Raw genomic sequence first — 24,443 nt, 5'->3', positions numbered from 1 at the left:
GGTGGACTTCATCGAACGTCACGCGGGGTGGACGGCCGAGCAGGCGGCCGCCGCCGAGGAGATCCGCGACCGCGCCGGGGGCGGCGGGCTGAAGGTGGTGCGGCTGGTCTTCGCCGACCAGCACGGGCTGCTGCGCGGCAAGACCGTCACCGCCTCCGAGGTGTCCGCCGTGCTGCGCGAGGGCACCGGCATCGCGTCCTCCCTGCTGGCCAAGGACACCTCGGGGCGTACCGTGTTCCCGCTGTTCACCCGGGAGGTCCCGCTCGGGCTGCCCGAACTGCGTGGCGCGGCCGACATGGTGATGGTGCCCGACCCGCTCACCTTCCGGATGCTGCCGTGGTCGCCGGGCACCGGCTGGCTGCTGTGCGATCTGCGGTTCACCTCCGGCGCCCCGGTCCCGCTGTGCACGCGCGGGCTGCTGCGCTCGGTGCTGGCGCAGGCCGACGGGCTCACCTACCGTACCGGCCTGGAGGTGGAGTTCCACCTGTTCCGGCTGGACGACCCGCGGCTGGGCGCGGCCGACCTGGGACAACCGGGCGCGGCGCCCGAGGTGGGCATGCTCAACCACGGCTACCAGTACCTGAGCGAGCTGCGCTACGACGAACTCGACCCGATGCTGGACGTGTTGCGCGGCACGCTCGAAGAGCTGGGGCTGCCGCTGCGGACCCTGGAGGTCGAGTTCGGGCCGAGCCAGGTCGAATTGACCCTGCGGCCCGCCGACGGACTGGGCACGGCGGACGCGATGGTGCTGCTGCGCAGCGCCGTCAAGCAGGTCGCCGCACGGCACGGCCACCACGCGACCTTCATGTGCCGGCCCCATCTGCCCGGGGTGTTCTCCAGCGGCTGGCACCTGCACCAGAGCATGGTCCGCGGCGACGTGGGCGTCTTCGCCCCGGAGACCGATGCGCGGACCGGGCCCGATGCCGGCGCCGGTCCTGTCGTCGGCGGGCCGGGGCTGTCGCCGTACGGCAACGCCTTCCTGGGCGGGCTGCTGCGCCACGCCCGTGCCACCAGCGCGCTCTCGACGCCCACCCTCAACGGGTTCAAACGGTTTCGGGCGCTGTCGCTCGCGCCGGACCGCGCGGTGTGGGGGCGGGACAACCGGGGCGCGATGGTGCGGGTGCTGGGCGACAGTCCGTCGTCCACCCGGCTGGAGAATCGCATCGGCGAACCGGCCGCCAATCCCTATCTCTATCTCGCCTCCCAGCTCGCGGCCGGTCTGGACGGAGTGGTGCGCGGTCTGGACCCGGGGCGGGCGGCCGACGAGCCGTACGCGACCCGGGCGGAGCCGCTGCCACGCTCGCTCGGCGAGGCGCTCGACGCGCTGGAGGCCGACCGGGAGCTGACCGAGCGGCTGGGCAAGGACTTCGTGGCCTACTACACGAGCGTCAAGCGGGCCGAGATCGCCCGGTTCGACCAGGAGGTCACCGACTGGGAACAACGGGAGTACTTCCGTGTCTTCTGACCCGCGCGCACCGCACTCCGCGCGCCTTCTGGTCCGCCAGGCCCGCTGGATCGCCGAGGAGGTCGTCGAGCTGCGGCTGACCCGGCGGGACGGGCTGCCGCTGCCCCCGTGGGAGCCCGGCGCCCATGTGGAACTCACCCTGCCCTCGGGACTGCGCCGCGCGTACTCGCTGTGCGGGGATCCACAAGACCTCGCTGTCTGGACGATCGCCGTGCATCGCGCGCCGGACAGCCGCGGCGGCTCCCGGGAGCTGCATGAAACGGCCCTCGTGGGACGGGAGTTGACGGTGGACGGCCCGGTCAACCGCTTCCCACTGCTGCCGGCCCCCGGGTATCTCCTGCTGGCCGGCGGCATCGGCGTCACCCCGCTGCTGCCCATGGCCCGCGCGCTGGCCGCTGCCGGTCTGCCGTGGCGGCTCGTCCTGGGCGCCCGGGACCGCTCCCGCCTCATCTACGCCGGGGAACTAGCCGTGCTCGGCGGCGACCGGGTCCGACTGGTTCCCCAGGACGAGGCGGGCCTGCCCGACCTCGCCGCGGAACTCGCCGCCGCCCCGCCCGGCCACGCCGTGTACGCGTGCGGTCCCGCGGCGATGCTGAACGCGGTGGCCGAGCTGTGCCGCACGGCCGTACCGCCGCGTCCGCTGCATGTCGAGCGGTTCAGCCCGGCCGCAGACGCACCGCAGAACACGGAACAGGGGCGGTTCGAGGTCCTGCTGCGGCGGACGGGGCTGCGGCTGGCGGTGCCGGCGGACCGGTCGGTGCTGGAGGTCGTACGGGACCGGGTACCGGACGTGTCCTACTCCTGCGAGGAGGGCTACTGCGGCAGCTGTGAGACGTCTGTCCTGGCGGGCACCCCCGACCACCGTGACTCGGTGCTCGGGCCCGAGGAACGGGCGACCGCCACGACGATGATGATCTGCGTCAGCCGCGCCGCGTCCCCCCTCCTCGAACTCGACCTCTGAATCCCCCGGATTCCCGCACTCCCCGAACTCCCCGAACTCCCCGACGACGGACGGAGCACCATGACCCGACGTGGTGTACGGCGCGTCCTGCCCCTTCTCCTCGGCTGGGAGGACCTGCCCAGATCGGTGTCGGTGCACGGCGCACCGTACGGGGAACGGGTGCGGGAACCTGTGCCGGGGGTGCTGCTGGAGACCGAGGAGGGGTGGCTGCTGCTGGACACCGGATTCAACACGGCCCTGCTCCGCGACCCCGCGCTGCGCCGGCGCTACTACCCCTCCCCCTCCTACCAGCCGGAACTTCCCGGTCCCGGTGAGCCGCTGCCCGAGGCGCTGGCCGTCGTCGGGCTCACGGTGGAGGACATCACGGCGGTCGCCGTCAGTCATCTGCACGCCGACCACGCCGGTGGGTTGAAGCATTTCGCGGGCCGGGTGCCCGTGCACATCCAGCGCGCCGAGCTGGAGTTCGGGCTGTCGGGGCGGCCCGAGGTGGAGCGCGAGACGATCTTCCGGGTGGACTTCGACGACCCCCGCATCGACTGGCGGCTCGCCGACGGCGACCGGGAGATCGCACCGGGCGTCACGGCCGTCCTGACTGCCGGGCACACCCCCGGCCACCAGAGTTTCGTGGTGGACCTCGCCGACGGCGGCGGATACGTGTTCGCCTGCGACGCGGCCGACCTGACCGAGAACCTCGTCGATGAGCGCCCCGCCGGCACATCGATCGGCGTCCCTCCGGAGGCGACCCTGGAACCCGTCCGGCATCTCAAGCGGCTGGCGCAGGAGAAGGGGTACGAACTGGTCCCGGGGCACGACCCGGTCTTCTGGCCCGAGTTCATCCGCCGCCTCTCGCCAGGACGGCCCCAGGCGCTCACAGCGGGATCCGCCCATCGTGCGTTCTCGTAGGCGGTGTGGATGAGGTCTCCGTAGCTGCGCCGGATATTGTGCTCCGGATCCGACGGCCAGTTGATCAGTGTCCGGATCGGCACGCCGAGGCCGGCGTCCTTCAGTGAATCGCCCCGGGTGAGGTGGAGGGTCCGGCCTGCCCCGAGTTGCGCAAGCGCGCGGTCCGCATGGTCGCGGAGATCCGCGACGACCATCCGAACGAGACGGCCGCACTGAACGCGGTGATGGAGAAGCTCGGCATCGGTTCGCGCGAGACGCTGCGCAAGTGGATCCGCCAGGACCAAATCGGCACCGGGCAGCGGCCGGGGACGACCACCGAGGAGGCCGCGCAGGTCAAGGCCCTCAAGAAGGAGATCGCCGAGCTGAAGCGGGCGAACGAGATCCTCAAGGCGGCCTCGGCGTTTTCGCGGCCGAGCTCGACCGGCCACACACGCGCTCGTAGCGTTCATCGACGGATCGCCGAGTCGGACATCAGCGTCGTCACCAACGTCGCCACCGCGCATCTCGGCGCGTTCGGCAGCCGAGCGAATATCGGGCAGGCCAAGGACGAGATCATCGAAGCTCTCCAGCCGGGCGGGCTCGCCGTCCTGAACGGAGATGACGCGTTCGCGCGGGAGATGCTGAACCTCACCCGAGAACGCATCGTCACCTACGGCCGCGGGGAGCCAGCCACAGTCCGCGCCCCAGACGTCACGGTCGATGGCCACAGGCGGCCGTCGTACACGCTGCTGACACCCGACGGCAGCACCCGCGTGACCCTCCAGTTCATCGGCGAGGTCCACGTCTACAACAGCCTGACTGCCGCCGCCGTCGGCCGTGAGACCGGATTGTCGGCCGAAGAGATCGCGGCCAGCCTGCCGGCTACCCTTCCCCGATCGCGCCGACGGATGGAGACCACCACCCGCGCGGACGGGGTCGCGGTCGTCAACGACGCCTACAACGCGAACCCGCACTCCCTCAACGCGATCGCTTCCATGGCCCGCGGCTGCAACCAGCGCGCGGTCGCCGTGCTCGCACGGATGAACGAGCTCGGGGAGGACGCGCAGAAGGCGCACGAGGAACCCGGGCGGTACGCCGCCGGGCTGGACCTGGATCGGATCATCCTGGTGGGAGGGAACGACGAAGCCGCATGGATGTAGCAGGGCGTCAGCAGCGCCGGCGCGCGAGCCGTGCGCCTTCGCGATCGGGATGCGGTCCTGCATCTGCTGCGCACGACGCTCCGGTCCGGCGACGTCGTCCTGGTCAAGGCAAGTAGAGGGGTCCAGCTGCAGGAGGTAGCCCAGGCGCTGCTGCAACCGAACCCCGAATCTGCCGACGCCTAGATGAGTAGTTCCGAAGTCTGGCGGTGGATGAAGGGAGGGTGTCCAGCATCGGGTTGTGACGACCGATGAACTAGACACCCTCTTGACCGCACTGTACGTCGCGGTCGATGACCGGTTACCCGGAACGCGATGGCTGGGCCGCCCTCCACGACTGACGGACTCCGAGCTGATCACCCTGGCCGTGGCCCAGGTGCTGCTGGGCTTCCACTGCGAGGCCCGCTGGCTCCGCTTCGCCCACGCCCACCTGCACGGCCTGTTCCCCTACCTGTCCCAACGGCCCGCCTACAACAAACGCCTGCGGGCCGCGCTGCCGCTGGTCAAACGGGCCATCCGAGCGCTGGCGGCGGACTGCGACCTGTGGCCGGACCCGGTGTGGATCGTGGACTCCACCCCGGTGGAGTGCGCCCGCTTGCGGGAGACCGTGCGCCGCTGCGACCTGGCCGGCTGGGCCGGCTACGGCTACTGCCACTCCCACTCGCGCTTCTACTGGGGCCTGAAACTGCACCTGGTGTGCACCCCGGCCGGGCTGCCCGTCACCTGGACCCTGGCCGACGAGCGGCAGGTCCTGGCCGCCCTCATCGACAACGAACCGCACCTGGCCGCTGCCCGGCCCGGCCTGCTGATCCTGGCCGACAAGGGCTACATCGCCACCGACCTCGACCGCTTCCTCGCCGCCCGCGGCATCAGCCTGTTGCGGCCCTCCTACCGCAACCGCGGCACCCCATACCCGGCCGAACCCCTGCTGAAGACCGTCCGTCAACTGATCGAATCGGTCAACGACACCCTCAAGGGCCGGCTCAACCTCGAACAGCACGGCGGCCGCACCATCGAAGGCGTCGGCGTCCGCGTGGCCCAGCGCATCCTGGCCATGACCTGCGCGATCTGGCACAACCGAAACACCGGCGCACCTATCACCAGGTCACTCATCGCCTACGACCACTGAGCCGTGATCAATCCGCGGGATTCAGATGCGCATCCAGTCAGCCTGTGGGCAGGCCGATCTGGTCGCGTTCGAGTACAGAGCGCAACTCCGAGAAGAGCTGTGCGGCGGCAGGTCCTGAGGGACCACCCAGGACGTCTGCGGTCAGCTCGGCCAGTGTTTTGGTGAAGGTCGCCTCCGCCGCCTCGACGAGTTGCAGGCCTCCGGCGGTCAGGTCCAGCAGTGATGAGCGGCGATCCGACGGATTGGTTCGCCGTACGACCCATGCCCGCTTCTCCAGGCGGTCGATGCCCTTGCTGCTGGCGCCGATCCCGATGGCGAATTCGGCGGCGAGGTCCGCGACCCGGGACCCGGGGTGGTCGCGCAGAAAGCGCAGGAACTCGAACTGCGAGGTGACGATCCCGTGCTGCTCGCGAAGGCGGTCGTTCAGCGCGTTGTAGAGGCGTGTCTCGCAGCGGACGAGATCGGCGAAGAAGCCCGGGAGGTCGATCGGGCCACGGCTTGACTTAGATGCCATGGCATATATTCTAACTTACATTCCGAAGCATATAGTTCCTTGGCATGCACTCGCGATGGAGGCGACAATGAGCAGGCAGCAGCGCGCGGAGATCGACGCGATGGTCCGACGGCCTCGGCCGGAGGGCCCTCGGTCGGTGGAGGAGCTCCGCGCCGGATTCAGGGCGATGATGGGGGAAATGATCGTCCCGGCTGGGATCCGCACCCGGACTGCCACGCTCGGCGATCGGCCCGCGGCGCTCGTCGAGCCGGTCAGCACTCCGAAGGCCGGGACGATCCTCTACTTTCACGGCGGCTCTTACGTGGTCGGTTCACCGGAGACGGCGATGTCCCTGACGGGGAACCTGGTGACCAAAACAGGGTTCAGGGCGTTCTCCCTGGATTACCGGCTTGCCCCTGAGTATCCGTTCCCGGCCGCGATCGAGGACGGACTGAGCGCCTACCGGGCACTGCTCGACAGCGGCGAAGACCCTTCGGCGATCGCGTTCGCCGGGGACTCCGCCGGCGGCGGCCTCACCGTCACCACCTGCCTTGCCGCCCGCAACGGGGGCCTGCCCATGCCCGCCGCAATCGTGGCGTTCTCCCCCGGACTCGACATGACCCGGACAGGCGAGAGCATGGACACCAAGGCGGGCATCGACCCGTTCTTCACGCGTGAGGGCCTGGAACACACCGGGACCATGTACCTTGCGGGACAGGATCCGCATCAGCCCATGCTCAGCCCCGCCATCCTCGCCGACCTGACCGGCTTCCCTCCGATGCTTCTGCAAGCGGGTACCAACGAAATACTCCTGGACGACTCCACACGCATGGCCACGCGCGCGAGAGAAGCCGGAGTGGACGTCATCCTGGACATCACCACTGACGTTCCACATGTCTTCCAGGCGTTCGCCGGCGTCCTGGACGAAGCCGACGAGGCACTGGACCGCGCCGCTCTCTTTCTCAGTCAGCACATCCGCACCAGGGGTACGGCACGCACGTCGGCAGGCTGAAGCCCGCAGGCGGTCTCATACGGACCACGGTCCGAACCCCAGGCCCTGGCTCGCCGTTCCTGTTCCTGGCAGCCGGCCCCCACCTCGCTCCGAGGGCCGTTCAAGACCCCGGGGGACGCGTTCTCCGTGGACGGTGGCTCACGCGGAGATGCTAGGTCTTCTTACGACCGCTCGGGACGGTGTCGGTTTCGGGAAGCCAGGGCCCGGCGGCCCGACGGGTGGCTCCGTGAGGAGGCTGCAACGGATCGCGAGATCGGCAGGGCGCCCGATCCAGGCAAGCAGTCGGCGCCGCAGCCCGGCGCGGTGTGCAGCAGCGGCCCCGGCCGCGCGCGCAGTGGGTCACCCGGGTGATCCGCGAGATCCTGCCCTGCGCGTGCTGATCACGAACGGTGACACGGACGCGTAGCCTACGCGGCTCGCTTGAAGCCGGATCGCCGCCCGCTGGGCGACGCTCGGGATCACTTGAGTGCAGCGGTACGAAGCAGACGGAGCGACTCACGGAAGGTGTTCCCGGCAGCAGGATCGAGCACGGAGAAGTGCTCGTGCAGGACCCGGTCGGCGATGGGACGACCGCTCGCCAGCCGGTCGCGCCCGTCGGCGGTGAGGAAGAGGAAGGATGAGCGGGCGTCGGCGGGATCGGTGCGGCGCTCGCACAGCCCGCGGCGGACGACCCGGTCCGCCGCCTGACTCGCCCCGCCGACCGTGATCGCCAGCGCCTGCACCAGATCACCGACCTTGCAGCCGTCCAGCCCGGCGACGACCGTCATCACCGAGAAGTCCCCCAGCGTCAGTCCCGCTTCGAGGCGCAGTGCCGCGTCCACTTTGGACCACAGCGCGGTCTCGAACCGCACGAGGTCGTCGAAGGCGCACCAGTCCCGGCCGGGCTGGTCAGCGTCGGCCGCGGTCACGGGCGCTGAGTATGACGGTCGATGAACCGGCCAATGGACTCGATCGCCGCACCGGCCTCCTCCAGCACGGCCATGCGGGTCTGGAACACGTGCGGAACACCGGCCGTGACCTCAAGGGTGACGTCGACGTCCGCGTGGGCTGCCCGGCGCACCAGTGCAAGCGCGTCGTCGAGGAGCACCTCGTACGAGCCCACCTGCACGAGCAGCGGTGGCATGCCGCGCAGGTCGGCGAGCAGCGGGCTGACCAGGGGATGGCGGGGGTCGGTGTCGGCGAGGTACTCGGAGATCCGCCGTCGCAGAGCGGACGTCGACAGTGCGGGGTCGAGTTCTGCCTTGCTGCTTCGGGAGGAGGTGTCGAGGGTCAGATCGACGAAGGGGCTCATGACCACCGCGCACGCCGGTAGCGGCAGGCGGCGGTCGCGAAGCGCGACGAGCGCGGCCAGTACGAGGTTGCCCCCGGCCGACTCGCCGGCGATCGCGATGGAGGCTGGCGGAGTTCCGCTGTCGAGCAGTGCGGCGTAGGCGGCGACGACATCGTCGAGCCCTGCGGGGAACGGGTGCTCGGGCGCGAGCCGGTAGTCGACCGCGATCGACTCCGCGCCCGCCGCCCTGCCCACGGCCGACGCGAGACCAACAGCGCTCGCTGCGGTGCCGACGACGAACCCGCCCCCGTGCACGAACACAACGGTGCGACCCGGCACGGTCGCGCCGGCTGAGATGCGCAGCCCGGACACCGGGCCCAGCTCCATTGATGCGGTCGCCACATCCGGAGGGACGGCGCGGGAGGCGACCATGGCCTCGAACTCCGGGCGGAGGAGCTCCAGTTCGCCACCCAGGTCGATCGGCGCATCCTTGACCGCCTGGACGACCGCCTGTCGCTGTGCCCGAGTCATAAAGATAGATTAGCACTAATCTATTTTCATGATTCGCGCCCGCCTCGACGGCAGCAGGCGCCAGCCCTCTCACGGGTCATCGAGCCGTCCGGCGGGGGGATGCCCTGGCGGGAGCAGGTCGCGCGTGGCTGGCCTTCCTGCAGCCCGGCCAGTGCGGCCTGCTTCTTGGACACGGGTGACGAGGACTGTGGGGCGTCCGCGGAGAGATCGAAGCTCCACGGCAAGAGACTCACGGTCTCCTGGCGCTGCCAAGTCAGGTTGACGCGCTACTGCCGGGCGGGTGACACGCCATACCCCCGGGGTGGACGGGTGATTTGCGGGACGTCCAGGACATCCGCGGAATCATCGGCCCGCCTCTCCGCAGGGGGTGACACTCCGTTGGCCGACACAACGTCCTCGACCACCGGATGCGGGACACCAGCGAGGAACTGCGGATAGCGATCGAGAGCGGATCGAGGGGACCCCCCTCAACGCCGCCGACAGACCTCGCTCGATCGGCTGGCACCTGTCGAATTCGAGATCGTCATGACCGCGCCGGCCCTCCAGGCCGCGTACCCGAACCCGACCTGTCACCCCAACCTGCATCAGACCTCAAGAACCGCTGCTCGAGGTGACGCAGGACGCCAGGAACCGCACGCCGGCGGACAACCTCACAGGACCGCCGGTCGGCATGCAGGCGGTGGTGCCGCCCTTGCGCCTGTGCGGCGTCCGCATGGGGGCTGCGCAGATTGCCGCAGCCGGCCAGCAACGAGCCAGCGCACCACGGTATCCGCGTCAACACCGTCTCCCCCGGCTACATCGACACATCGCTCGTACGCCACAACCCCGGCATGCTTGCGGACCACCTGGCCCGGCCACACCTCCCTCGCGCGGCGGCGCCCGGCCCCTCTGCGGTCCGTTTCCCGCAGTTGACCCGGCCGCGGTCGGCCGGGTGATCGACGGCGGCGAGCTCAGAGTCGAGCGGTGGGTGTGTCCTGACCATCGGCGAGTTCTCGGATCAGGGAGTGGTGATCTTGTCGGAGAGGGGGTCGATGATGGTGTCGGCAACCCAGCGTGCGACGCCGGTCGGATAGGGCGCGCCCAGTCCGAGCACGATGTGGCTGAACCCGCCGTCGAGCGCCGCGCGGATGGTGTGGCGGGTGTGCTGAGGGTGGTCGTAGGAGACGGGCAGGACGATGGATCGGGTGACCTCAGCCGGGTCACGGCCGATCTCCTCGCACAGCCGGTCGAGGGTGGCGTTGCGCTCGATCGCCTTGTCGATGCTGCCGCCGGGCATGTTCCACCGGTCCGCATGCTCGGCGACCACGCGCAGCGTCCGGGTGGCCTGGCCGCCGATCAGGATCGGGGGGCGTGGATGCTGGACGGGTTTGGGACTGCAGAACGCGCCCGTCAGCTGGTGGTACTCGCCGTGGAAGTCGAATGGTGAGGCTTCGGTCCATAGTCTGCGGATGATCGTGCACGCCTCGGCGAGGCTTCCGACCGCGTGGGCGGCATCGTGGAAGGGAAGGCCGTGAGCCGCGTACTCGCGTCGGGCCAGTGGCACGTCGGTGCGAGAGCCCGCGCCGATACCGAACTCGAGGCGGCCGCCGGAGACGGCATCGACAGTGGCGGAGATCTTGGCCAGCATGGCCGGTGGGCGGAACCTGTTGCTGGTGACCATCACCCCGAGCCGCAACCGCTCGGTTCGGGCCGCGAGAGCGGACAGCAGTGTCCAGCCCTCGAAGGTGGGGCCGTTCGGGTCGCCGCCGAGCGGCATGAGGTGGTCGAACAGCCAGGCGTGCTCGATCTGAGGGATGCCGTCCGCCTCGCGCCAGACCCGCAGGACGTCGTCGTAGGCGACCTGCGCCGGGGCGGTCATGATTCCGAAACTGGATGTACCGGCCGGTGCCAGGTGGTTGGTCACTTCGAGTCGACGCTTCCCAGCGGGTCGGCGGCCGCAGCCAGGGTCCGACGGGCGGCGGGCCACGCGTCGTCGTCCAGGCCCAGTGCGGTACGCAGATACGCCAGGGTGGCGTGGTGGACCAGCGCGACACGCTCGGGGTTTTCGTCGCTGGTGCGCGTGTCGTTGGCGCCCTGAACCCCGCCGAGTCCGTGTTCCGCGCCGAACAGGGTCAGCAGATCGGTGGCACCCGGGCTGAGGTGGTAGCCGTCGGTGAACCAGTCCGGACCGCGCACCGTGAGCGGAGACTGGTCCGCGTCGCCGGCGACCACAAGACTGGGTGTCTTCAGCTCGGCGAAGTCAGGGTTCATGAACGGGAAGTACTCGGTGGCGAGCGGGCTCAGGTCGTCGCCGCCGGTACCGGGCAGGCACAGCAGCACGGCCGCGCCGACTCGCGGGTCGGCCATGTTCTCACCGGGAGTGCCGTCGGCGCCGACTACCCGTGCGCCCGCCAGGGTGCTGGCGGTCTGCGCGCCCCAGGAATGTCCGGCTACCGCGATGCGGTCGTGGTCGATGCGGCCGGTCAGCCCGGGCACGGCGGCTTCAAGTGAGTCGAGCTGGTCCAGGACGTGAGTGAGGTCGTCGGTGCGGATGCGCCAGATGAGCGGAGTGCGCGGGTCGTCGGGGGCGAGGCCGAGGGAATCGAGATGTGCGGGCTGGATGACGACGAAGCCGCAGGCGGCCCAGAAGCCGACCAGTGGTGCGTAATCGTCGATGGTCAGGTTCATGCTGTGCGAGAAGACGACGACGGGCAGGTTGTGGCCGGTCGTGGGCGCTGTGACCCGTACCAGCAGGTCCTGGCCGCGGTCCGGCGCGGGCAACGCGATCGGACTGACAGAGATGACCGAGGCGGAGAGGGCGTTGCCGCCGTCCCCTGACGTGGTGCCGCTCATGCGGTGAATGCCTTTCTCCCTATGCCCGGTGGGCTCGTGCGGCGCGGCGTCGGGCATCATAGAAATACGGAGCGCCGCTCCGGATGAGAATACGGAGCAACGCTCCACTTTGCAATGGGAGGCGTTCACGATGTCCGCAGCCGACACTCCGCCGGCAGCTGCAGGCCGCAAGCGAGCCGACGTCCGCCGAAACGAGCAGAAGCTCCTGGACGCAGCCGCGGCCGTGTTCGTCCGTATGGGGGTTCACGCTCCCGTGCGGGAGATCGCAGCAGAATCAGGCCTCGGCATGGGCACCATCTACCGCCACTTCCCCACCCGGGCGGACTTGGTGGTCGCGGTCTTCCGCCACCAGGTCGACGCACTCGCCGCAGCCGCCCACCCGGCGCAGACGGCCGAAACCCCTTACGAAGTCCTGCGGACGTGGGTCCACCGATTCGCCGACTTCCTCGTCACCAAGCACGGCCTCGCCGAGGCGCTGCACTCGGACCAAGCCGGATTCGAGACCCTGCACAACGAGTTCGTCGAACGCCTGCTGCCCGTGCTCGACCAACTGCTGAAAGCGTCCGCCTCAGCCGGCTGCACACGCGCCGACGTACGGGCCTACGACTTCATGCTGGCCATCGGCAACCTGTGCATCGGAATCGAAACCTTTCCCGACTACCGGGCCCGCCACATGATCGACCTGATGCTCGCCGGCCTTACCCAGCCCGCCCGGCCGTGAACGACCGAGCACCGCGGTCACGACGTACACCAACGACGCCACAGTGACCGACGACGGCAACACCTACCAGGGAAGCGCCGCGATCGACGGTGGCTGAACCGATCCGCCACCGAATTCGCCTACCCCATCCACCTCACCGACGCTCAGGAGACCGACACGGCCCACTACACCGCCACCCACCACCTCGAAGGCACCTTCCCGGCGGCACCATCGATCTCCACTATCGGTTCACGCTGCGCGACGACCTCATCGAACACCTCGCCATCGCACCCCGAGCCCGCTCCCACACCCCATCCTGAGCAGAGGGTGAGGACATCCAAAGACCCCCATCGCGGTGGACGCCCTGACGGTACGCAGAGCCACTTTTCTCTTCACCCACGACGCTGATGCCGTTACCGGCCAAAGGACGGGCGACTGCGGAACATGCCGGTCGCCATGCCAGTCCGGAGCCTTCGGTCCCCGCTCAACCACCGGGCAGTCAGGCAGCCCGCACCGAGCGCCGGCGCGGCCCCAGGACCAGCGGACCCAGGCGCTGCGGGTCACCAGCCCAGCGAACCGGGTCATGTCCCGATGCCGTGGGCGAGGAGGCTCTCGGCGGTCTCCGCGATGGTGTCCTCGACGGGACGAGCCCGCCAGCCGAGGAGCTTCTCCGCCTTGGCGCTTGTGGCGTCGAGATCCCGGCCGAGCTGGTGCTTGAGCAGGCGCATCTCCGGGTTCACGAGGCCCAATGTGCGGGCGGCCCACACGGGCAGTTCACGGGTCGGGGCCTTCGCGGCGCGTTCACCGAGGCGGTCGTGCAGGATGCGTGCGATGTCGAGGACGCGCAGGCTGTGCCCGGCGATGGCCAGGAAGCGTTCGCCGGCGGCTGCCGGATCGGTCATCGCGCGCAGGTGCAGGTCCGCGACGTCGCGCACGTCGACGAAGCCCATCCCGAAGGGAGGGCACGCGGGAACCTGTCCTTCGAGCATTCTGCGGACCAGACGCAGGGACGGCGGGTCGTCCAGGCCGAGCAGGGGTCCAAGGACCCCCACGGGATGCACCGCCGCCAGCTCCAGGCCGCCGCCTTCGTCCTGGATGAACTGCCAGGCGGCGCGTTCGGCGAGTGTCTTGGAGCGCTGGTAGGGCGGGATGTCGCTGTCCACGTCTGTCCAGTCCTCCTCGGTGAACGGGGTCGAACGCGGCGGATGCCCGATCCCGATGGCGCCGAAGGCGCTGGTCAGGACCACCCGGCGGACACCGCCGTCGCGGGCGGCGCGCAGCACCCGCAGGACACCCTCGCGTGCGGGGACCACCAGGTCGTCGTCGTTCGCCGGCGTGTGGCGCAGGGTCGGCGAGGCGACGTGGAGGACGAAGTCGCAGTCGGCGACGGCAGCGTCCCAGCCCTCGGCGTGTTCGAGATCGGCGCGCACGACGGTGAGACGGTCGTCGTCGAACGGTGTGGCCGCGTGCAGCCAGGACCGCAGCGCCGGTTCGCGGTGCAGGTCGCGGACCGTGGTGCGGACGGTGTGTCCGGACTCCAGCAGGGCCTGGATGCACCAGCTTCCGATGAAGCCGGTTCCTCCGGTGACCAGTACCTGTGTCATCTGTCTCTCCTTCAGCTGTTGGCTCGTGCGGTAAGGGGTATCGGCGGGCGCGTCGCACGGTGGCGCCGGGTGGCGGCCAGGCTGCCTCCGAGGAGGGCGTGGCCGATCATGATCGGGTAGATGACGGCGCGCTCGAACAGGCCGATGTTCCACATCCAGCCGGTGAACACGTCCGCCATGAAGAGGGGGAATGCGATCAGTCCGGCGGTGCCGAGTGCGGTGCTCGCGATCGAGCGGCTTCTGCTGAGACCGATACGGGTTCCGCCGGTTCCGACGGCGATCGCCATGATGTTGCCGGCGAGCATGACCGTCTGCGCGCCGACGGTGTGGAAGGCGATCAGGCCGTTGTCGACATTGGCGTTGGAGCCCTGGAAGATGCCGACGAGCGAGACCCCGGCGCCCGCCAGGACGGCCAGGCTCACGATGACGATGGGGCGGGCGCCTTTGCGCGGGTCGAACACCAGGAACGTGCCGACGATCAGGAGGATGCCGTAGACCACCCAGCCGGTGTCCATGACCGCGCCGAGAGGGGAATTGGCGACCTGCCCGAACGCGGTCTGCGGCGGGCCGGTCAGGCCGAGGTGGCTGACCCAATTGTACAGGGGCGAGTACGGCGGGTCCTGCCATGCGGCGGCGGTGATGAACTCGGCGAGCCAGGACACGAGCGGGCCGAGAAGGATGAGGAGGGCTCCGGCGCGGGCAGCGGCGCCGGAGCGGACGATGGGGTTCATGCGAGAGCCATGCCGGGGACGCGTTGGCGGATGGCCTCCATCTCGGCCTCGTCGGACACGCCCTGCCAGTCGTAGCGCGGGGTGTACGGGGCTTCGAGGGCGCGTACCTCGTCGTCGGCGAGGTCGATGTCGAGGGAGGCCACGGCCTCGTCGATCTGCCGGATCGAACCGGCGCCGACCAGCGGTGCGGTGACGACCGGCTGGCGGCGCAGCCAGGCGAGCGCGACCTGCGCGCGGCTGGCGCCGTGCGCGTCCGCGACCTGACCCACCGCGTCGATGATCGCCTTGTTGGACGCCTCCTGGTCAGGCGAGTACAGCAGGTCCGCGAAAGCGCCGTCCGTCTCGGAGCGCACCGTCGAGCGGGCATCGTCCCACCCGCGCGCGAGCCGGCCGCGAGCCAGCGGCGACCAGATGACCGTGCCGACGCCCTCGTCCAGGCACAGCGGGATCATCTCCCGCTCCTCCTCGCGGGCGAGCAGGTTGTAGTGGTCCTGCATCGACACGAACCGTGCCCAGCCGTGCTGCTTCTGCAGGTGCAGCGCCTTGGCGAACTCCCAGGCGTGCATGGAGGAGGCGCCGAGGTAGCGGACCTTGCCGGCCTTCACGAGGTCGCTGAGTGCCTCCAGCGTCTCCTCCCAGGGGGTGGCGTGGTCGTTGCGGTGGATCTGGTAGAGGTCGATGTAGTCGGTGCCGAGGCGGCGCAGGGAGTGGTCGACCTCGGTCATGATCGCCTTGCGGGACAGACCGCGGCCGTTCGGTCCCAGCCGCATCGGATGGCGCAGCTTGGTGGCGATCACCACCGCGTCGCGGTCGGCGAAGTCCTTCAGGGCGCGACCGAGGATCTCCTCGCTGGAACCGTTGGAGTACATGTTCGCGGTGTCGAAGAAGTTGATCCCCGCCTCCAACGCATGCCTGACCAGCGGCCGCGCTTCTTCCTCGCCCTTCGACCAGACGGGGTGACCGCGGTCGGGTTCGCCGTAGGTCATCGCACCGATCGCGATCGGGGACACGTCGAGACCGGTCATGCCGAGCTTGATGTAATGCATGACGCTCCTTAAGATTTCCGGAGAGCTCTCCACATAACGTAGTGGAGAACTCTCCACTTAGCAACGTGAGGTCCCGTGGTCCGTTCAGACGCCCGTGAGAACAGGGCACGCATCCTCGCCGCCGCACGCGAAGCGCTCACCGCGGACGGCAGCACGTCGATGAACCAGATCGCCCAGCGCGCCGGAGTCGGCGCGGGCACCCTCTACCGCAACTTCCCCACCCGCGAGGCGTTGGTGCTGGCCGTCTATCAGGACGAGGTGGAGCGCATCGTCGGCACGGTGCCCGACCTACTCGCCCAGCTGCCCCCGCTCGAAGCGCTGCGCCACTGGACGATCGACCTCGTCGAGGCCATGCGCAGGAAACACGGCCTCGGCGACGCGCTCAGCCCCAGCGCACACCAGGCGATGAGCGAGCAGAGTTACGGGCCCGTCGTCGCCGCGATCACCGCGTTGCTCGACGCCGGCAAGAAGGACGGAAGCATCCGCACGGACGCCGACCCCGGCGACTTTCTCCAGCTCACCGGCGCACTATGGCGCGCCGCCGCCACCCCCGAAGACCGAGCACCCCGGATGCTCGCACTCATCCTCGACGGCCTGCGCACACAGCCGCAGAGCTGAAGCGCGTTCGGGGGGGACGTTCACGGTCTGCGTGGGGATCGGGGTGACCTCTTCCACTCAGTCGCCCGGCGACCGCCGCCGTGCACCGACCACCGTCCCGAGGGAACGTCACACCGCAGCAAGCATGCGGCCGGCCGGGTCGCCGCCATCGTGACGGCGCCCCGGCGCAAACCTGCGATGTCTTCCAGGAGGGAGCGGGGGACGGCTCGCGTCAGGCCGTTGGCGATTCACCCCTCCATGCGGTCGCAGGGCTCATCAGGTGCGGGTCCAGTGTTGGTTGGTGCCGTTCGAACAGGAGTAGAGCTGGATCGGCGTTCCGTTGGCGGTGCCGCTCGCGGCGGCGTCGAGGCAGAGGCCGGACTGGACGCCGACGATGGTTCCGTCGGAGTTCAGGCGCCACTTCTGGTTGTCGCCGCCCCAGCAGCTGTAGATCTGGACTTTGGTGCCGTTGCCGGTGCCGCCGGCGTCCAGGCATTTGTTGCCGTAGACCCTGAGCTCTCCGGCGTCGGTGTAGGTCCACTGCTGGTTGGTGCCGCTGTGGCAGTCCCACAGTTGGAGCTGGGTGCCGTCGATGGTGCTGGAGTTGGGGACGTCCAGGCAGCGGCCGGAGCCGACGCCCTTGATCTGTCCGGAACCCGAAGGGGGCGTGGTGGAGCCGCCGTTGAGTGCGTTGAGAACGGCGGTGTAGGCGGGCTTCTTGCTGCCGTCGCCGTTGAACAGCAGCGGCGTGTCACCCGATCGCCAGGAGTCGGTGTCGCGCACGCCCCAGACGGTGATGCCGAGGCAGCGCGAGACGGCCAGGCAGTCGTTGGTCACGCTGGCGTAGGTCGAGGCCGGGGCGCCCTGGATGTCGAGTTCGGTGATGGCAACGTCGACACCGAGGGCGGCGAAACTCTGGAGGGTGGTGCGGAAGTTGCTGTTGTACGGGCTGCCGCTGTTGAAGTGCGACTGGAAACCGACACAGTCGATCGGTACGCCGCGCTGCTTGAAGTCCCGGACCATGGAGTACACGGCCTGGGTCTTGGCCCAGGTCCAGTTCTCGATGTTGTAGTCGTTGTAGCAGAGCTTGGCGGCGGGGTCCGCGGCGCGCGCGGTGCGGAAGGCGACCTCGATCCAGTCATTGCCGGTGCGTTGCAGGTTGGAGTCGCGCCGGGCCCCCGAACTGCCGTCGGCGAAGGCCTCGTTCACGACATCCCACTGGGCGATCTTGCCCTTGTAGTGGCTCATCACACCGTTGATGTGGTCGATCATCGCCTGGCGCAGGGTGCTGCCGCTGAGGCTCTGCATCCAGCCGGGCTGCTGGGAGTGCCAGGCCAGGGTGTGTCCGCGGACCTTCTTGCCGTTCTGCACCGCCCAGTTGTAGACGCGGTCGCCGGCGGTGAAGTCGAACTGGCCCCGCTGCGGTTCGGTGGCGTCGATCTTCATCTCGTTCTCGGCCGTGACCATGTTGAACTCGCGGCCCGCGATCGTGGTGTACGCCGAGTCGCCCAGCCGACCCGAGGCGATGGCGGTGCCGAAGTAGCGGCCGCTCTGAGCCGCCGCGGCGCCGAGCGTGCTTTCGGCGGCGTGCGCGGCCGAGGGTGTGGCCACTGCGGCTGCCGTGCTGAGGACGCCTATGAGCAACACCAGCAGCAGCCTGCGGAATCTCCGGCGGACATCGGGGGGAGCAAGGACGTACAAGCCCATGGCTGTGCCTCCAGAATCGGCATCACGGGATGGCTGGAGCGCAGGGAAGGAGCGTCGAGCGCCCCTCCTCGGCGGACGGACGGGACGGATCGGAACCGGGACTGCCCGGAATCACCGGACACCGGGTCCGTGGGACCGGGACGATCTCGACCGGCGCGGACGACTCCCGGTCGGCCGCCAGGTGAAATTCGGCGCGCGATAGCGCGGTTTCGGCACGGGCACGGGCACGGGGCTACTCCATCGCGGCTCAGCCGGGGGCCGTCACACGGCGTCGCGTACCTCTCCGACTGCAACGAAGAGCCAGCTGCGCCGGTGCGGACCGCACCGGAACGAAACGGTGTGGCGCAGTGCTGTGGCACATGAACGGGCCGTGCGGTGGTGCGTAGATCTGTGATGCAGCGGTTGGCGCACAGCCTCCTGCGGTTCGGTATTCCGAACTGCGGTCGATCCTCGGTGACGGATGATTGATGCGTTGACAGTGGATCGTCAATAGCTTCGGCAGAGAATGTTTCTTTCTCCGTCTCGAAACATTCGGGAATCCGTCGGGCCGATAACAGGCCCTGCGAGCGCTCCCGGCCAGCACATCGCCCTGCCGCGCCCGAGGGTGAAGAACTGTTTGCGGACAGCACGGTGACAGACCTTGACCGAGCGACCCCGCATTTCTATCTTGTGGCGTCGAAAGATCCGGGAACTCTTCGAAACTTTCGACTGGGCTTCCCTCCCTGGCACACCGCTCCGCAGTTCGCCGACACCAACTCGCCCAGCGCCCCTCAAGGAGGCCCTCAGATGCGGTTACGCCACCCGTCCGCAGCTCCACTCAGACGCTTACTCGCCGTCCTCGCACCGCTGCTGCTCGTGGCCGCCTTCCTCGGTGCTCAGCCCGCCAGCGCGGCGACCGTCGACACCAAGGCCTGGTATGTGCTGGTCAACCGCAACAGCGGCAAGGCCCTGGACGTCTACAACATGGCGACCAACGACGGCGCCCGCATCACCCAGTGGACCAGAAACGACCAGAACCAGCAGCAGTGGCAGTTCGTCGACTCCGGGGGCGGCTACTACCGCCTCAAGTCCCGCCACTCGGGCAAGGTGCTCGACCTGTACAACTGGTCCACCGCGAACGGCAGTTCGATCGTCCAGTGGACCGACTTGAACGGCACCAACCAGCAGTGGCGGCTGGCCGACAGTGCGGACGGCTACGTGCGGCTCATCTCGCGCCACAGCAACAAGGCCCTCGAAGTACAAGGCGCCTCCACCGCCGACAACGCGAACATCGTCCAGTACGACGACTGGGGCGGCGCAGGCCAGCAGTGGCAGCTCGTCAAGGTCGGCGCCGACGCCCCCAGCGCCTGCGATCTTCCGTCGACCTACCGCTGGACGTCAACGGGCGCGCTGGCCCAGCCTAAGTCCGGGTGGGTCTCGCTCAAGGACTTCACCGTCGCCCCCTACAACGGAAAGCAACTCGTCTACGCCACGACCCACGACACCGGGACGAGTTGGGGCTCGATGAACTTCGGCCTGTTCACCAACTGGTCCGAGATGGCCTCGGCCAGCCAGAACACGATGTCATCGTCCGCCGTGGCCCCCACGCTGTTCTACTTCGCGCCGAAGAACATCTGGGTGCTCGCCTACCAGTGGGGCGGGACCGCCTTCTCCTACCGGACGTCGAGCGATCCCACCAACCCGAACGGCTGGTCATCGCAGCAAGTGCTGTTCTCCGGGAGCATTTCCGGCTCCGGAACGGGCCCCATCGACCAGACGCTCATCGGTGACGGCACGAACATGTATCTGTTCTTCGCCGGCGACAACGGCAAGATCTACCGGGCGAGCATGCCGATCGGGAACTTCCCGGGCAGCTTCGGTACGACCTCCACCGTGGTCATGAGCGACACGACGAACAACCTGTTCGAAGCCCCACAGGTGTACAAGCTGCAGGGCCAGAACCGCTACCTCATGATCGTCGAGGCGATCGGTTCGCAGGGCCGCTACTTCCGCTCGTTCACGGCCACCAGTCTGAACGGCTCATGGACACCGCAGGCCGCGACCGAGAGCAATCCCTTCGCCAGCAAGGCAAACAGCGGCGCCGCCTGGACCAACGACATCAGTCACGGCGACCTGCTCCGCACCAGCCCTGACCAGACCATGACCGTCGACCCCTGCAATCTGCAACTGCTCTACCAGGGGCGCAGCCCCAGCTCGGGCGGCGACTACGGCCTCCTCCCCTACCGGCCGGGACTGCTGACACTGCAGCGCTGACAGCACGTCATGGGCTCCCGCAAGGGAGCCGGCTCGGGCGGGCTCGGCGGAAGGCCGAGCCCGCTCACCTCACGCGACAGGGACAGCACGATCACCTCGGGCGGGACAACAAATCGCCACCCCCACCGGTCAGTTGCTCGTGCCGGACTCAGCGGTCTGGGTGTGGGGAACTGTCCGTCTCGGAGATGTGGACCCACGCGAGCGGCTGCGGGTCGGCCGCGTGGTAGGCGCCCCCTCCGCGGTGGTCCCACGGATGCGGTCACGGATGTCACGGACGTGGTCCACGGCTCGCTGGGCATCCTCGGCAGTACCGTGCGTCGTCACGACCAGGAAGGTGCTGGTGCGCTGCAGACGGCCCGCGGGTCGCCGCGGAAACCGGAGTGTCCGGCCACCGCGGCCATGGCGAGCGGATGCCAGGACTGCAGAAGAAGTGCCCTGAGACCGCCGATGAACATCGAGGCGTCGGTGTGAACCGCGCGGATGAGACCGTCCGGTGCGAACCAGCGCGGGCCAGGAGTGTCGTGGATGCGCGCGTGGTTCGCCGGTCCGTCAGGACCAGCCACGCGCCGGAACAGAGCCTGGCCCAGCTGCCTCGCCGTACACGTCCCGATCCTTGCTGGTCACCGGCGGGCTGCTGAGAGGCGGCCCGCTGTTGCGGACGGGGCGAGGTCATGCAGGGACGGCGAGTGGCGGGTGCTCGAGCACGCGGGGCTTGTACTCGACCAGTTGGATGCGGCCGTCGAAGGTGCGGTGGTCGATCATCTCGAGGGCGACGTCCGGATAGCCGTCGTAGATGCGTTCCTCGCCCGTGGCCCCGGTGATCACCGGGAACATCACGACCCGGAAGCGGTCGACGAGTCCGGCTCGCAGCAGGGAGCGGCACAGGCTGAGGCTGCCGATCGTGCTCAGGAGCCCCGAGCCACTGGACTTCATGGCGCGGACCGCCTCGACGGCGTCGTCGCGGACGAGCGTGGAGTTGGCCCACGTCAGTGGCTCTTGGAGGGTGGAGGAGAACACGACCTTGGACGCTTGTGTGAGCTCGTCGACGGACGCCTCTTCTTCGGGCCTGAACTCGTCTTGGCCAGACGGAACCTCGCCTGCGGCGAAACCCGACATCAGGCGGTAGGTGTTTGCTCCCATCAGGTAGGTGACCTTGGGCTGCTCACCGAGCCACGCGAGGTACTCCGGGCCCTCGAGGCCCCAGAACCCGGGCCATCCCTCTCCCGATGCGTAGCCGTCGAGGGAGGTGATGAAGTCGACGAGGAGCTCCGACATGGCAGTGTCCTTTCCTGGGCTGTCACAAGCTTGGACCGGCCGGGAGCCACAAACTCATCGGCCGCGCTGTAACCAGCTATCCGCAGCTGTGTCTGTGCGGCGATGCCTTGGCGGCTCCACGTCAGCGCAGGCAAGGTGAGTCGAGCCGGAGCTCCAAGGTGTCGGCGGCGTGGACCGTCGGGGCCCTGCCCAGTCCAGCTGAGCGGCCTCCTAGTCACGGGGTGCCGGTGCTGTCGGCGCTTCCTCCGGGAGGAGACGATCATCCGCGTCGCCGAGGACTGAGCCGGCAAGCCGTGAAGCCGTGGAGCCGCTTCAGCTCGCCGCCCGTCCGCCGCGGAGCGCGGATCCCGACACCGGCCGGTGCGAACGAGGCCGGCCAGGAGAGCGTGGGCAGCTGCAGCGCGCGTGATCCGTCATGCGGGCGCCCACGATCTCGGACAGGACCGTGAGGCTGACGGGGACGCGGGGCGCGGATTGCGCTCGTGGACTGGCGAAGTACGCGTCGTACGCGTCAGTCGGCCCGAAGACCGAGCGCCAGCGTCAGTTCCAGGACCTGGTGGGGTGATGCGAGATCCGGGAACAGCTCCCGCAGCTGTGCCATCCGGTAGCGGACGGTCTGGGGGTGGACGAACAACGCCGCCGCCACCTCGTCCCGCCTGCCTTGGTGCAGCAGCCACTCCCGCAGCGTCTCCTCCAGCCTCCGTGCGGTCGCGACGGGCAAGGTCAGCAGCGGTGCGAGGGCCCGGGCCCGCAGGTCTGCGAACGCGTCGGCGTCGGCGCTCAGCACCAGCTCGGGCAGGTGGTCCTCGGTGTCGCGGATATCGGAGGAGAGGGAACGCGCGCGTGCGGCTCGTGCGTACGAGGCGGACGCACGAGTCCACGGCCGGGCCGGGCCGACCACGGCGGTGCGGTCGGTCAGCTGCCGCAGGAGATGTGGCCGGTCGGCATCGGGCACCAGCAGCACACCCGTGGTGTCCGGCAGATCGTCGAGGACGAGGGTGCTGGGGTCGAGCGTGCGGTAGGCGGGCCGGGCCTGGGCGGCGGGCAGCAGGACCGCGGTCAGTGAAACGGGAGGCTGCCACCCGGCCCGTTGGGCAGAGGCCAGCAGTACGTCCGGGGTCGCGCCGGCGAGGAGGTCGCGGGCCAGATGTTCCAGATGGCGCTCGTGGGCCCGGCCCCGGGCCGCCAGTTCGTCGGCGTGGCCCGCGGCGGACGCGGCGGACAGCTCGTCGATATAGGCGAAGGTCAGCTCGGCGAACTTGGCGACCTCGGCGGCGGGCAGACCTGCGGGTACGGCTCCGGCTGCCAGGCAGCGCCAGGCCACGCGGGCGCCGACGCGGTAAGCGCTGAGCAGGGCATCCATGGAGCGGCCGTCGCGGACCTCGCCGCGGCCCAGTTCGTAGGCCGCGTCACTGGCGTCGCCGCCCGTGGCGTTCCCGCTGGCGAGGTCCAGGTAGTGCCCCAGGGCGGTGCGTACGGCGCGGCGGATGGTGGCACCCATGTGCCCCGCCAGGGCATTGGCGTAGGGCGGGACCTCGTCGATGATCGCCTGGACGACCTCGTCGGCGGTGGTCTTCAGCGCGGCCCGCAGTGCGGTGACCGTCGTCTCGTCCAGGGCCAGCTCGCTGACCCTCCGCATGGCATGGCTCACGTGTTTTATTCCCTACGAACAATTTCACCGACCAGCTTCACATCCTGCGGTCAGGACTTTACGCCTCAAGGCGCAGCAAGCTGGAGCCATGACGAGTACAGCCCTCCGCACCAGGGCGTGGAAACTGCTGGAGATGGTCACGACGCCGCTGCTGCCGTCGGACTACCTCGACCTGGTCAGCCCACTGCGTGCGGGCGCCGACCTGCGCGGGCGCATCGAGGCCGTGCACCCCGAGACGCCCGACGCCGCGACCGTCGTGATCAGGCCGGGACGAGGTTGGCGCGGCCACACGGCCGGTCAGTACGTGCGGATCGGGGTCGACGTCGACGGGGTGCGCCTGTGGCGTGCCTACTCCCTCACCTCGCCGGCAGGCCGCCCGGACGGCCGTATCACGATCACGGTGAAGGCGATCGAGGACGGCAAGGTCAGCAACCACCTGGTCCGCAGGGCGACACCGGGCACGCTGATCCAGCTCGACCAGGCGACCGGTGACTTCGTGCTGCCGCAGGCCAGGCCCGCCAAGGTGCTCTATCTGACGGCCGGGAGCGGCATCACGCCCGTGATGGGCATGCTGCGCGACACCGAGTTCGACGACGTCGTCATGGTCCACTGCGCGCCACGGCCGCAGGACGTGATCTTCCGCGACGAACTCCACGGCCTGGTCGCGGAGAACAAGTTGCGGCTGACCGAGGTGCACACCGACACGCACGGCGTGCTCGACATCACCCGTCTCGACGAACTCGTGCCCGACTGGGCCGAGCGCGAGGCCTGGGCCTGCGGGCCCGCGGGCCTGCTGGATGCCGCCGAGAAGCACTGGAGCGAGCACGGGGTCCCGGAGCGCCTGCACACCGAGCGCTTCCGCCCCAGCGTCATCGCCACCGGGGACGGCGGCGAGGTCACGTTCAGTGCCACCGGCAAGTCGGTCGACGCGGACGGCGCCACGCCGTTGCTGGACATCGGCGAGGAAGCCGGCGTGCTCATGCCCTCCGGCTGCCGCATGGGCATCTGCTTCGGATGCGTCACGCCGCTCAAGGCCGGCGCCGTCCGCGACCTGCGCACCGGCGAGATCACCGAGGCCGAGCCGGGCGTCCTCATCCAGACCTGTGTGTCCGCTGCGGCGGGCCCCTGCGCCATCGAACGGTAGGAG

Annotated in this window: 21 protein-coding genes and 2 pseudogenes; 11 read left to right on the top strand and 12 right to left on the bottom strand. The window is 69.3% G+C overall.

Annotated elements, in window-relative coordinates; translation table 11 throughout:
- Nucleotide 1: 1 nt before the first annotated feature.
- The 6 genes and pseudogenes from MQP27_RS38170 to MQP27_RS38145 all read left to right on the top strand — a co-directional run bounded on the left by MQP27_RS38170 (nucleotide 2) and on the right by MQP27_RS38145 (nucleotide 5,594).
- Nucleotides 2-1,465: a glutamine synthetase family protein gene (locus MQP27_RS38170; protein ID WP_242773957.1), complete on the top strand. Its 1,464-nt coding sequence runs from the start codon at nucleotides 2-4 to the stop codon at nucleotides 1,463-1,465.
- On the top strand, nucleotides 1,455-2,426 hold the full coding sequence (locus MQP27_RS38165; protein ID WP_242773956.1) for a PDR/VanB family oxidoreductase: 972 nt from the start codon (nucleotides 1,455-1,457) through the stop codon (nucleotides 2,424-2,426). Before MQP27_RS38170 ends, MQP27_RS38165 begins: the two co-directional genes overlap by 11 nt.
- 60 nt (nucleotides 2,427-2,486) lie before the next feature.
- Nucleotides 2,487-3,329, top strand: coding sequence for an N-acyl homoserine lactonase family protein (locus MQP27_RS38160; RefSeq protein ID WP_242773953.1), 843 nt, complete (start codon nucleotides 2,487-2,489; stop codon nucleotides 3,327-3,329).
- 167 nt (nucleotides 3,330-3,496) lie between these two features.
- Nucleotides 3,497-3,779: pseudogene (locus MQP27_RS51810) on the top strand (transposase); the annotation flags it as partial.
- Between the two features lie 5 nt (nucleotides 3,780-3,784).
- Nucleotides 3,785-4,468 carry a Mur ligase family protein gene (locus tag MQP27_RS51535; RefSeq protein WP_242774221.1) on the top strand — a complete coding sequence of 228 codons (684 nt, stop codon included), beginning with the start codon at nucleotides 3,785-3,787 and terminating at the stop codon, nucleotides 4,466-4,468.
- 238 nt (nucleotides 4,469-4,706) lie between these two features.
- The gene (locus MQP27_RS38145) at nucleotides 4,707-5,594 is read left to right on the top strand and encodes an IS982 family transposase (RefSeq protein WP_242773950.1); all 888 of its coding nucleotides are present in this window, start codon (nucleotides 4,707-4,709) and stop codon (nucleotides 5,592-5,594) included.
- Nucleotides 5,595-5,631: 37 nt separating this feature from the next.
- On the opposite strand, the gene MQP27_RS38140 is transcribed toward MQP27_RS38145, so the two are convergent.
- Nucleotides 5,632-6,108: a MarR family winged helix-turn-helix transcriptional regulator gene (locus MQP27_RS38140; RefSeq protein ID WP_242773947.1), complete on the bottom strand. Its 477-nt coding sequence runs from the start codon at nucleotides 6,106-6,108 to the stop codon at nucleotides 5,632-5,634.
- Nucleotides 6,109-6,244: 136 nt separating this feature from the next.
- Here MQP27_RS38140 and MQP27_RS38135 point away from each other — a divergent pair, with 136 nt between their 5' ends.
- Nucleotides 6,245-7,099, top strand: coding sequence for an alpha/beta hydrolase (locus tag MQP27_RS38135; protein ID WP_443735765.1), 855 nt, complete (start codon nucleotides 6,245-6,247; stop codon nucleotides 7,097-7,099).
- A gap of 458 nt (nucleotides 7,100-7,557) precedes the next feature.
- On the opposite strand, the gene MQP27_RS38130 is transcribed toward MQP27_RS38135, so the two are convergent.
- The 4 genes from MQP27_RS38130 to MQP27_RS38115 all read right to left on the bottom strand — a co-directional run bounded on the left by MQP27_RS38130 (nucleotide 7,558) and on the right by MQP27_RS38115 (nucleotide 11,732).
- Nucleotides 7,558-8,007, bottom strand: a complete 450-nt coding sequence (locus MQP27_RS38130; protein WP_242773944.1) for a MarR family winged helix-turn-helix transcriptional regulator — start codon at nucleotides 8,005-8,007, stop codon at nucleotides 7,558-7,560.
- Nucleotides 8,004-8,900, bottom strand: a complete 897-nt coding sequence (locus MQP27_RS38125; RefSeq protein ID WP_242773941.1) for an alpha/beta hydrolase — start codon at nucleotides 8,898-8,900, stop codon at nucleotides 8,004-8,006. The genes MQP27_RS38130 and MQP27_RS38125 overlap by 4 nt, the downstream gene beginning before the upstream one ends.
- Nucleotides 8,901-9,897: 997 nt before the next feature.
- Nucleotides 9,898-10,758, bottom strand: a complete 861-nt coding sequence (locus MQP27_RS38120; RefSeq protein WP_242773938.1) for an LLM class flavin-dependent oxidoreductase — start codon at nucleotides 10,756-10,758, stop codon at nucleotides 9,898-9,900.
- A gap of 41 nt (nucleotides 10,759-10,799) precedes the next feature.
- The gene (locus tag MQP27_RS38115; RefSeq protein WP_242773936.1) at nucleotides 10,800-11,732 is read right to left on the bottom strand and encodes an alpha/beta hydrolase family protein; all 933 of its coding nucleotides are present in this window, start codon (nucleotides 11,730-11,732) and stop codon (nucleotides 10,800-10,802) included.
- Between the two features lie 130 nt (nucleotides 11,733-11,862).
- Here MQP27_RS38115 and MQP27_RS38110 point away from each other — a divergent pair, with 130 nt between their 5' ends.
- The gene (locus MQP27_RS38110; RefSeq protein ID WP_242773934.1) at nucleotides 11,863-12,453 is read left to right on the top strand and encodes a TetR/AcrR family transcriptional regulator; all 591 of its coding nucleotides are present in this window, start codon (nucleotides 11,863-11,865) and stop codon (nucleotides 12,451-12,453) included.
- Between the two features lie 560 nt (nucleotides 12,454-13,013).
- On the opposite strand, the gene MQP27_RS38105 is transcribed toward MQP27_RS38110, so the two are convergent.
- Genes MQP27_RS38105 through MQP27_RS38095 form a run of 3 tightly spaced genes read right to left on the bottom strand, consistent with a single transcriptional unit; the run spans nucleotide 13,014 to nucleotide 15,813 of the window.
- Entirely contained in the window at nucleotides 13,014-14,036 is a 1,023-nt protein-coding gene (locus MQP27_RS38105) for an SDR family oxidoreductase (RefSeq protein WP_242773932.1), read from the bottom strand.
- An 11-nt stretch (nucleotides 14,037-14,047) separates the two neighbouring features.
- Complete coding sequence (locus MQP27_RS38100) at nucleotides 14,048-14,767, bottom strand: DUF998 domain-containing protein (protein WP_242773929.1); 720 nt, start codon at nucleotides 14,765-14,767, stop codon at nucleotides 14,048-14,050.
- Entirely contained in the window at nucleotides 14,764-15,813 is a 1,050-nt protein-coding gene (locus MQP27_RS38095) for an aldo/keto reductase (protein WP_242773927.1), read from the bottom strand. Before MQP27_RS38095 ends, MQP27_RS38100 begins: the two co-directional genes overlap by 4 nt.
- Nucleotides 15,814-15,888: 75 nt before the next feature.
- Here MQP27_RS38095 and MQP27_RS38090 point away from each other — a divergent pair, with 75 nt between their 5' ends.
- The gene (locus tag MQP27_RS38090) at nucleotides 15,889-16,431 is read left to right on the top strand and encodes a TetR/AcrR family transcriptional regulator (RefSeq protein WP_242773924.1); all 543 of its coding nucleotides are present in this window, start codon (nucleotides 15,889-15,891) and stop codon (nucleotides 16,429-16,431) included.
- A gap of 255 nt (nucleotides 16,432-16,686) precedes the next feature.
- On the opposite strand, the gene MQP27_RS38085 is transcribed toward MQP27_RS38090, so the two are convergent.
- Nucleotides 16,687-18,117: an endo-1,4-beta-xylanase gene (locus tag MQP27_RS38085; protein ID WP_242773921.1), complete on the bottom strand. Its 1,431-nt coding sequence runs from the start codon at nucleotides 18,115-18,117 to the stop codon at nucleotides 16,687-16,689.
- Between the two features lie 786 nt (nucleotides 18,118-18,903).
- Here MQP27_RS38085 and MQP27_RS38080 point away from each other — a divergent pair.
- Entirely contained in the window at nucleotides 18,904-20,370 is a 1,467-nt protein-coding gene (locus MQP27_RS38080; protein WP_242773918.1) for a non-reducing end alpha-L-arabinofuranosidase family hydrolase, read from the top strand.
- 129 nt (nucleotides 20,371-20,499) lie between these two features.
- On the opposite strand, the pseudogene MQP27_RS51805 reads toward MQP27_RS38080, so the two are convergent.
- The 3 genes and pseudogenes from MQP27_RS51805 to MQP27_RS38065 form a co-directional block, all read right to left on the bottom strand.
- Nucleotides 20,500-20,825 (bottom strand): annotated as a pseudogene (locus tag MQP27_RS51805) (oxygenase MpaB family protein).
- A gap of 214 nt (nucleotides 20,826-21,039) precedes the next feature.
- A complete protein-coding gene (locus MQP27_RS38070) occupies nucleotides 21,040-21,645 on the bottom strand; it encodes a dihydrofolate reductase family protein (protein WP_242773916.1) in 606 nt (201 codons plus the stop codon).
- Nucleotides 21,646-22,156: 511 nt separating this feature from the next.
- On the bottom strand, nucleotides 22,157-23,296 hold the full coding sequence (locus MQP27_RS38065) for a PucR-like N-terminal domain-containing protein (RefSeq protein WP_242773914.1): 1,140 nt from the start codon (nucleotides 23,294-23,296) through the stop codon (nucleotides 22,157-22,159).
- A gap of 88 nt (nucleotides 23,297-23,384) precedes the next feature.
- On the opposite strand from MQP27_RS38065, the gene MQP27_RS38060 reads away from it, so the two are divergent.
- A complete protein-coding gene (locus tag MQP27_RS38060) occupies nucleotides 23,385-24,440 on the top strand; it encodes a ferredoxin reductase (RefSeq protein WP_242773912.1) in 1,056 nt (351 codons plus the stop codon).
- Nucleotides 24,441-24,443: the final 3 nt, after the last annotated feature.

It is taken from the genome of Streptomyces cylindrosporus, assembly GCF_022698165.1.
Lineage (GTDB): Bacteria > Actinomycetota > Actinomycetes > Streptomycetales > Streptomycetaceae > Streptomyces > Streptomyces cylindrosporus.
The sequence above is the reverse complement of the archived record's forward strand: the minus strand, read 5'-3'. Positions and strand labels throughout refer to the sequence as shown.

Coding starts and splice junctions, on each gene's coding strand:
- MQP27_RS38095 (WP_242773927.1), bottom strand. CDS start 15,813: ATGCATTACATCAAGCTCGGCATGACCGGTCTCGACGTGTCCCCGATC.
- MQP27_RS38115 (WP_242773936.1), bottom strand. CDS start 11,732: ATGAGCGGCACCACGTCAGGGGACGGCGGCAACGCCCTCTCCGCCTCG.
- MQP27_RS38105 (WP_242773932.1), bottom strand. CDS start 14,036: ATGACACAGGTACTGGTCACCGGAGGAACCGGCTTCATCGGAAGCTGG.
- MQP27_RS38160 (WP_242773953.1), top strand. CDS start 2,487: ATGACCCGACGTGGTGTACGGCGCGTCCTGCCCCTTCTCCTCGGCTGG.
- MQP27_RS38070 (WP_242773916.1), bottom strand. CDS start 21,645: ATGTCGGAGCTCCTCGTCGACTTCATCACCTCCCTCGACGGCTACGCA.
- MQP27_RS38085 (WP_242773921.1), bottom strand. CDS start 18,117: ATGGGCTTGTACGTCCTTGCTCCCCCCGATGTCCGCCGGAGATTCCGC.
- MQP27_RS38140 (WP_242773947.1), bottom strand. CDS start 6,108: ATGGCATCTAAGTCAAGCCGTGGCCCGATCGACCTCCCGGGCTTCTTC.
- MQP27_RS38110 (WP_242773934.1), top strand. CDS start 11,863: ATGTCCGCAGCCGACACTCCGCCGGCAGCTGCAGGCCGCAAGCGAGCC.
- MQP27_RS38125 (WP_242773941.1), bottom strand. CDS start 8,900: ATGACTCGGGCACAGCGACAGGCGGTCGTCCAGGCGGTCAAGGATGCG.
- MQP27_RS38100 (WP_242773929.1), bottom strand. CDS start 14,767: ATGAACCCCATCGTCCGCTCCGGCGCCGCTGCCCGCGCCGGAGCCCTC.
- MQP27_RS38120 (WP_242773938.1), bottom strand. CDS start 10,758: ATGACCGCCCCGGCGCAGGTCGCCTACGACGACGTCCTGCGGGTCTGG.
- MQP27_RS38080 (WP_242773918.1), top strand. CDS start 18,904: ATGCGGTTACGCCACCCGTCCGCAGCTCCACTCAGACGCTTACTCGCC.
- MQP27_RS38060 (WP_242773912.1), top strand. CDS start 23,385: ATGACGAGTACAGCCCTCCGCACCAGGGCGTGGAAACTGCTGGAGATG.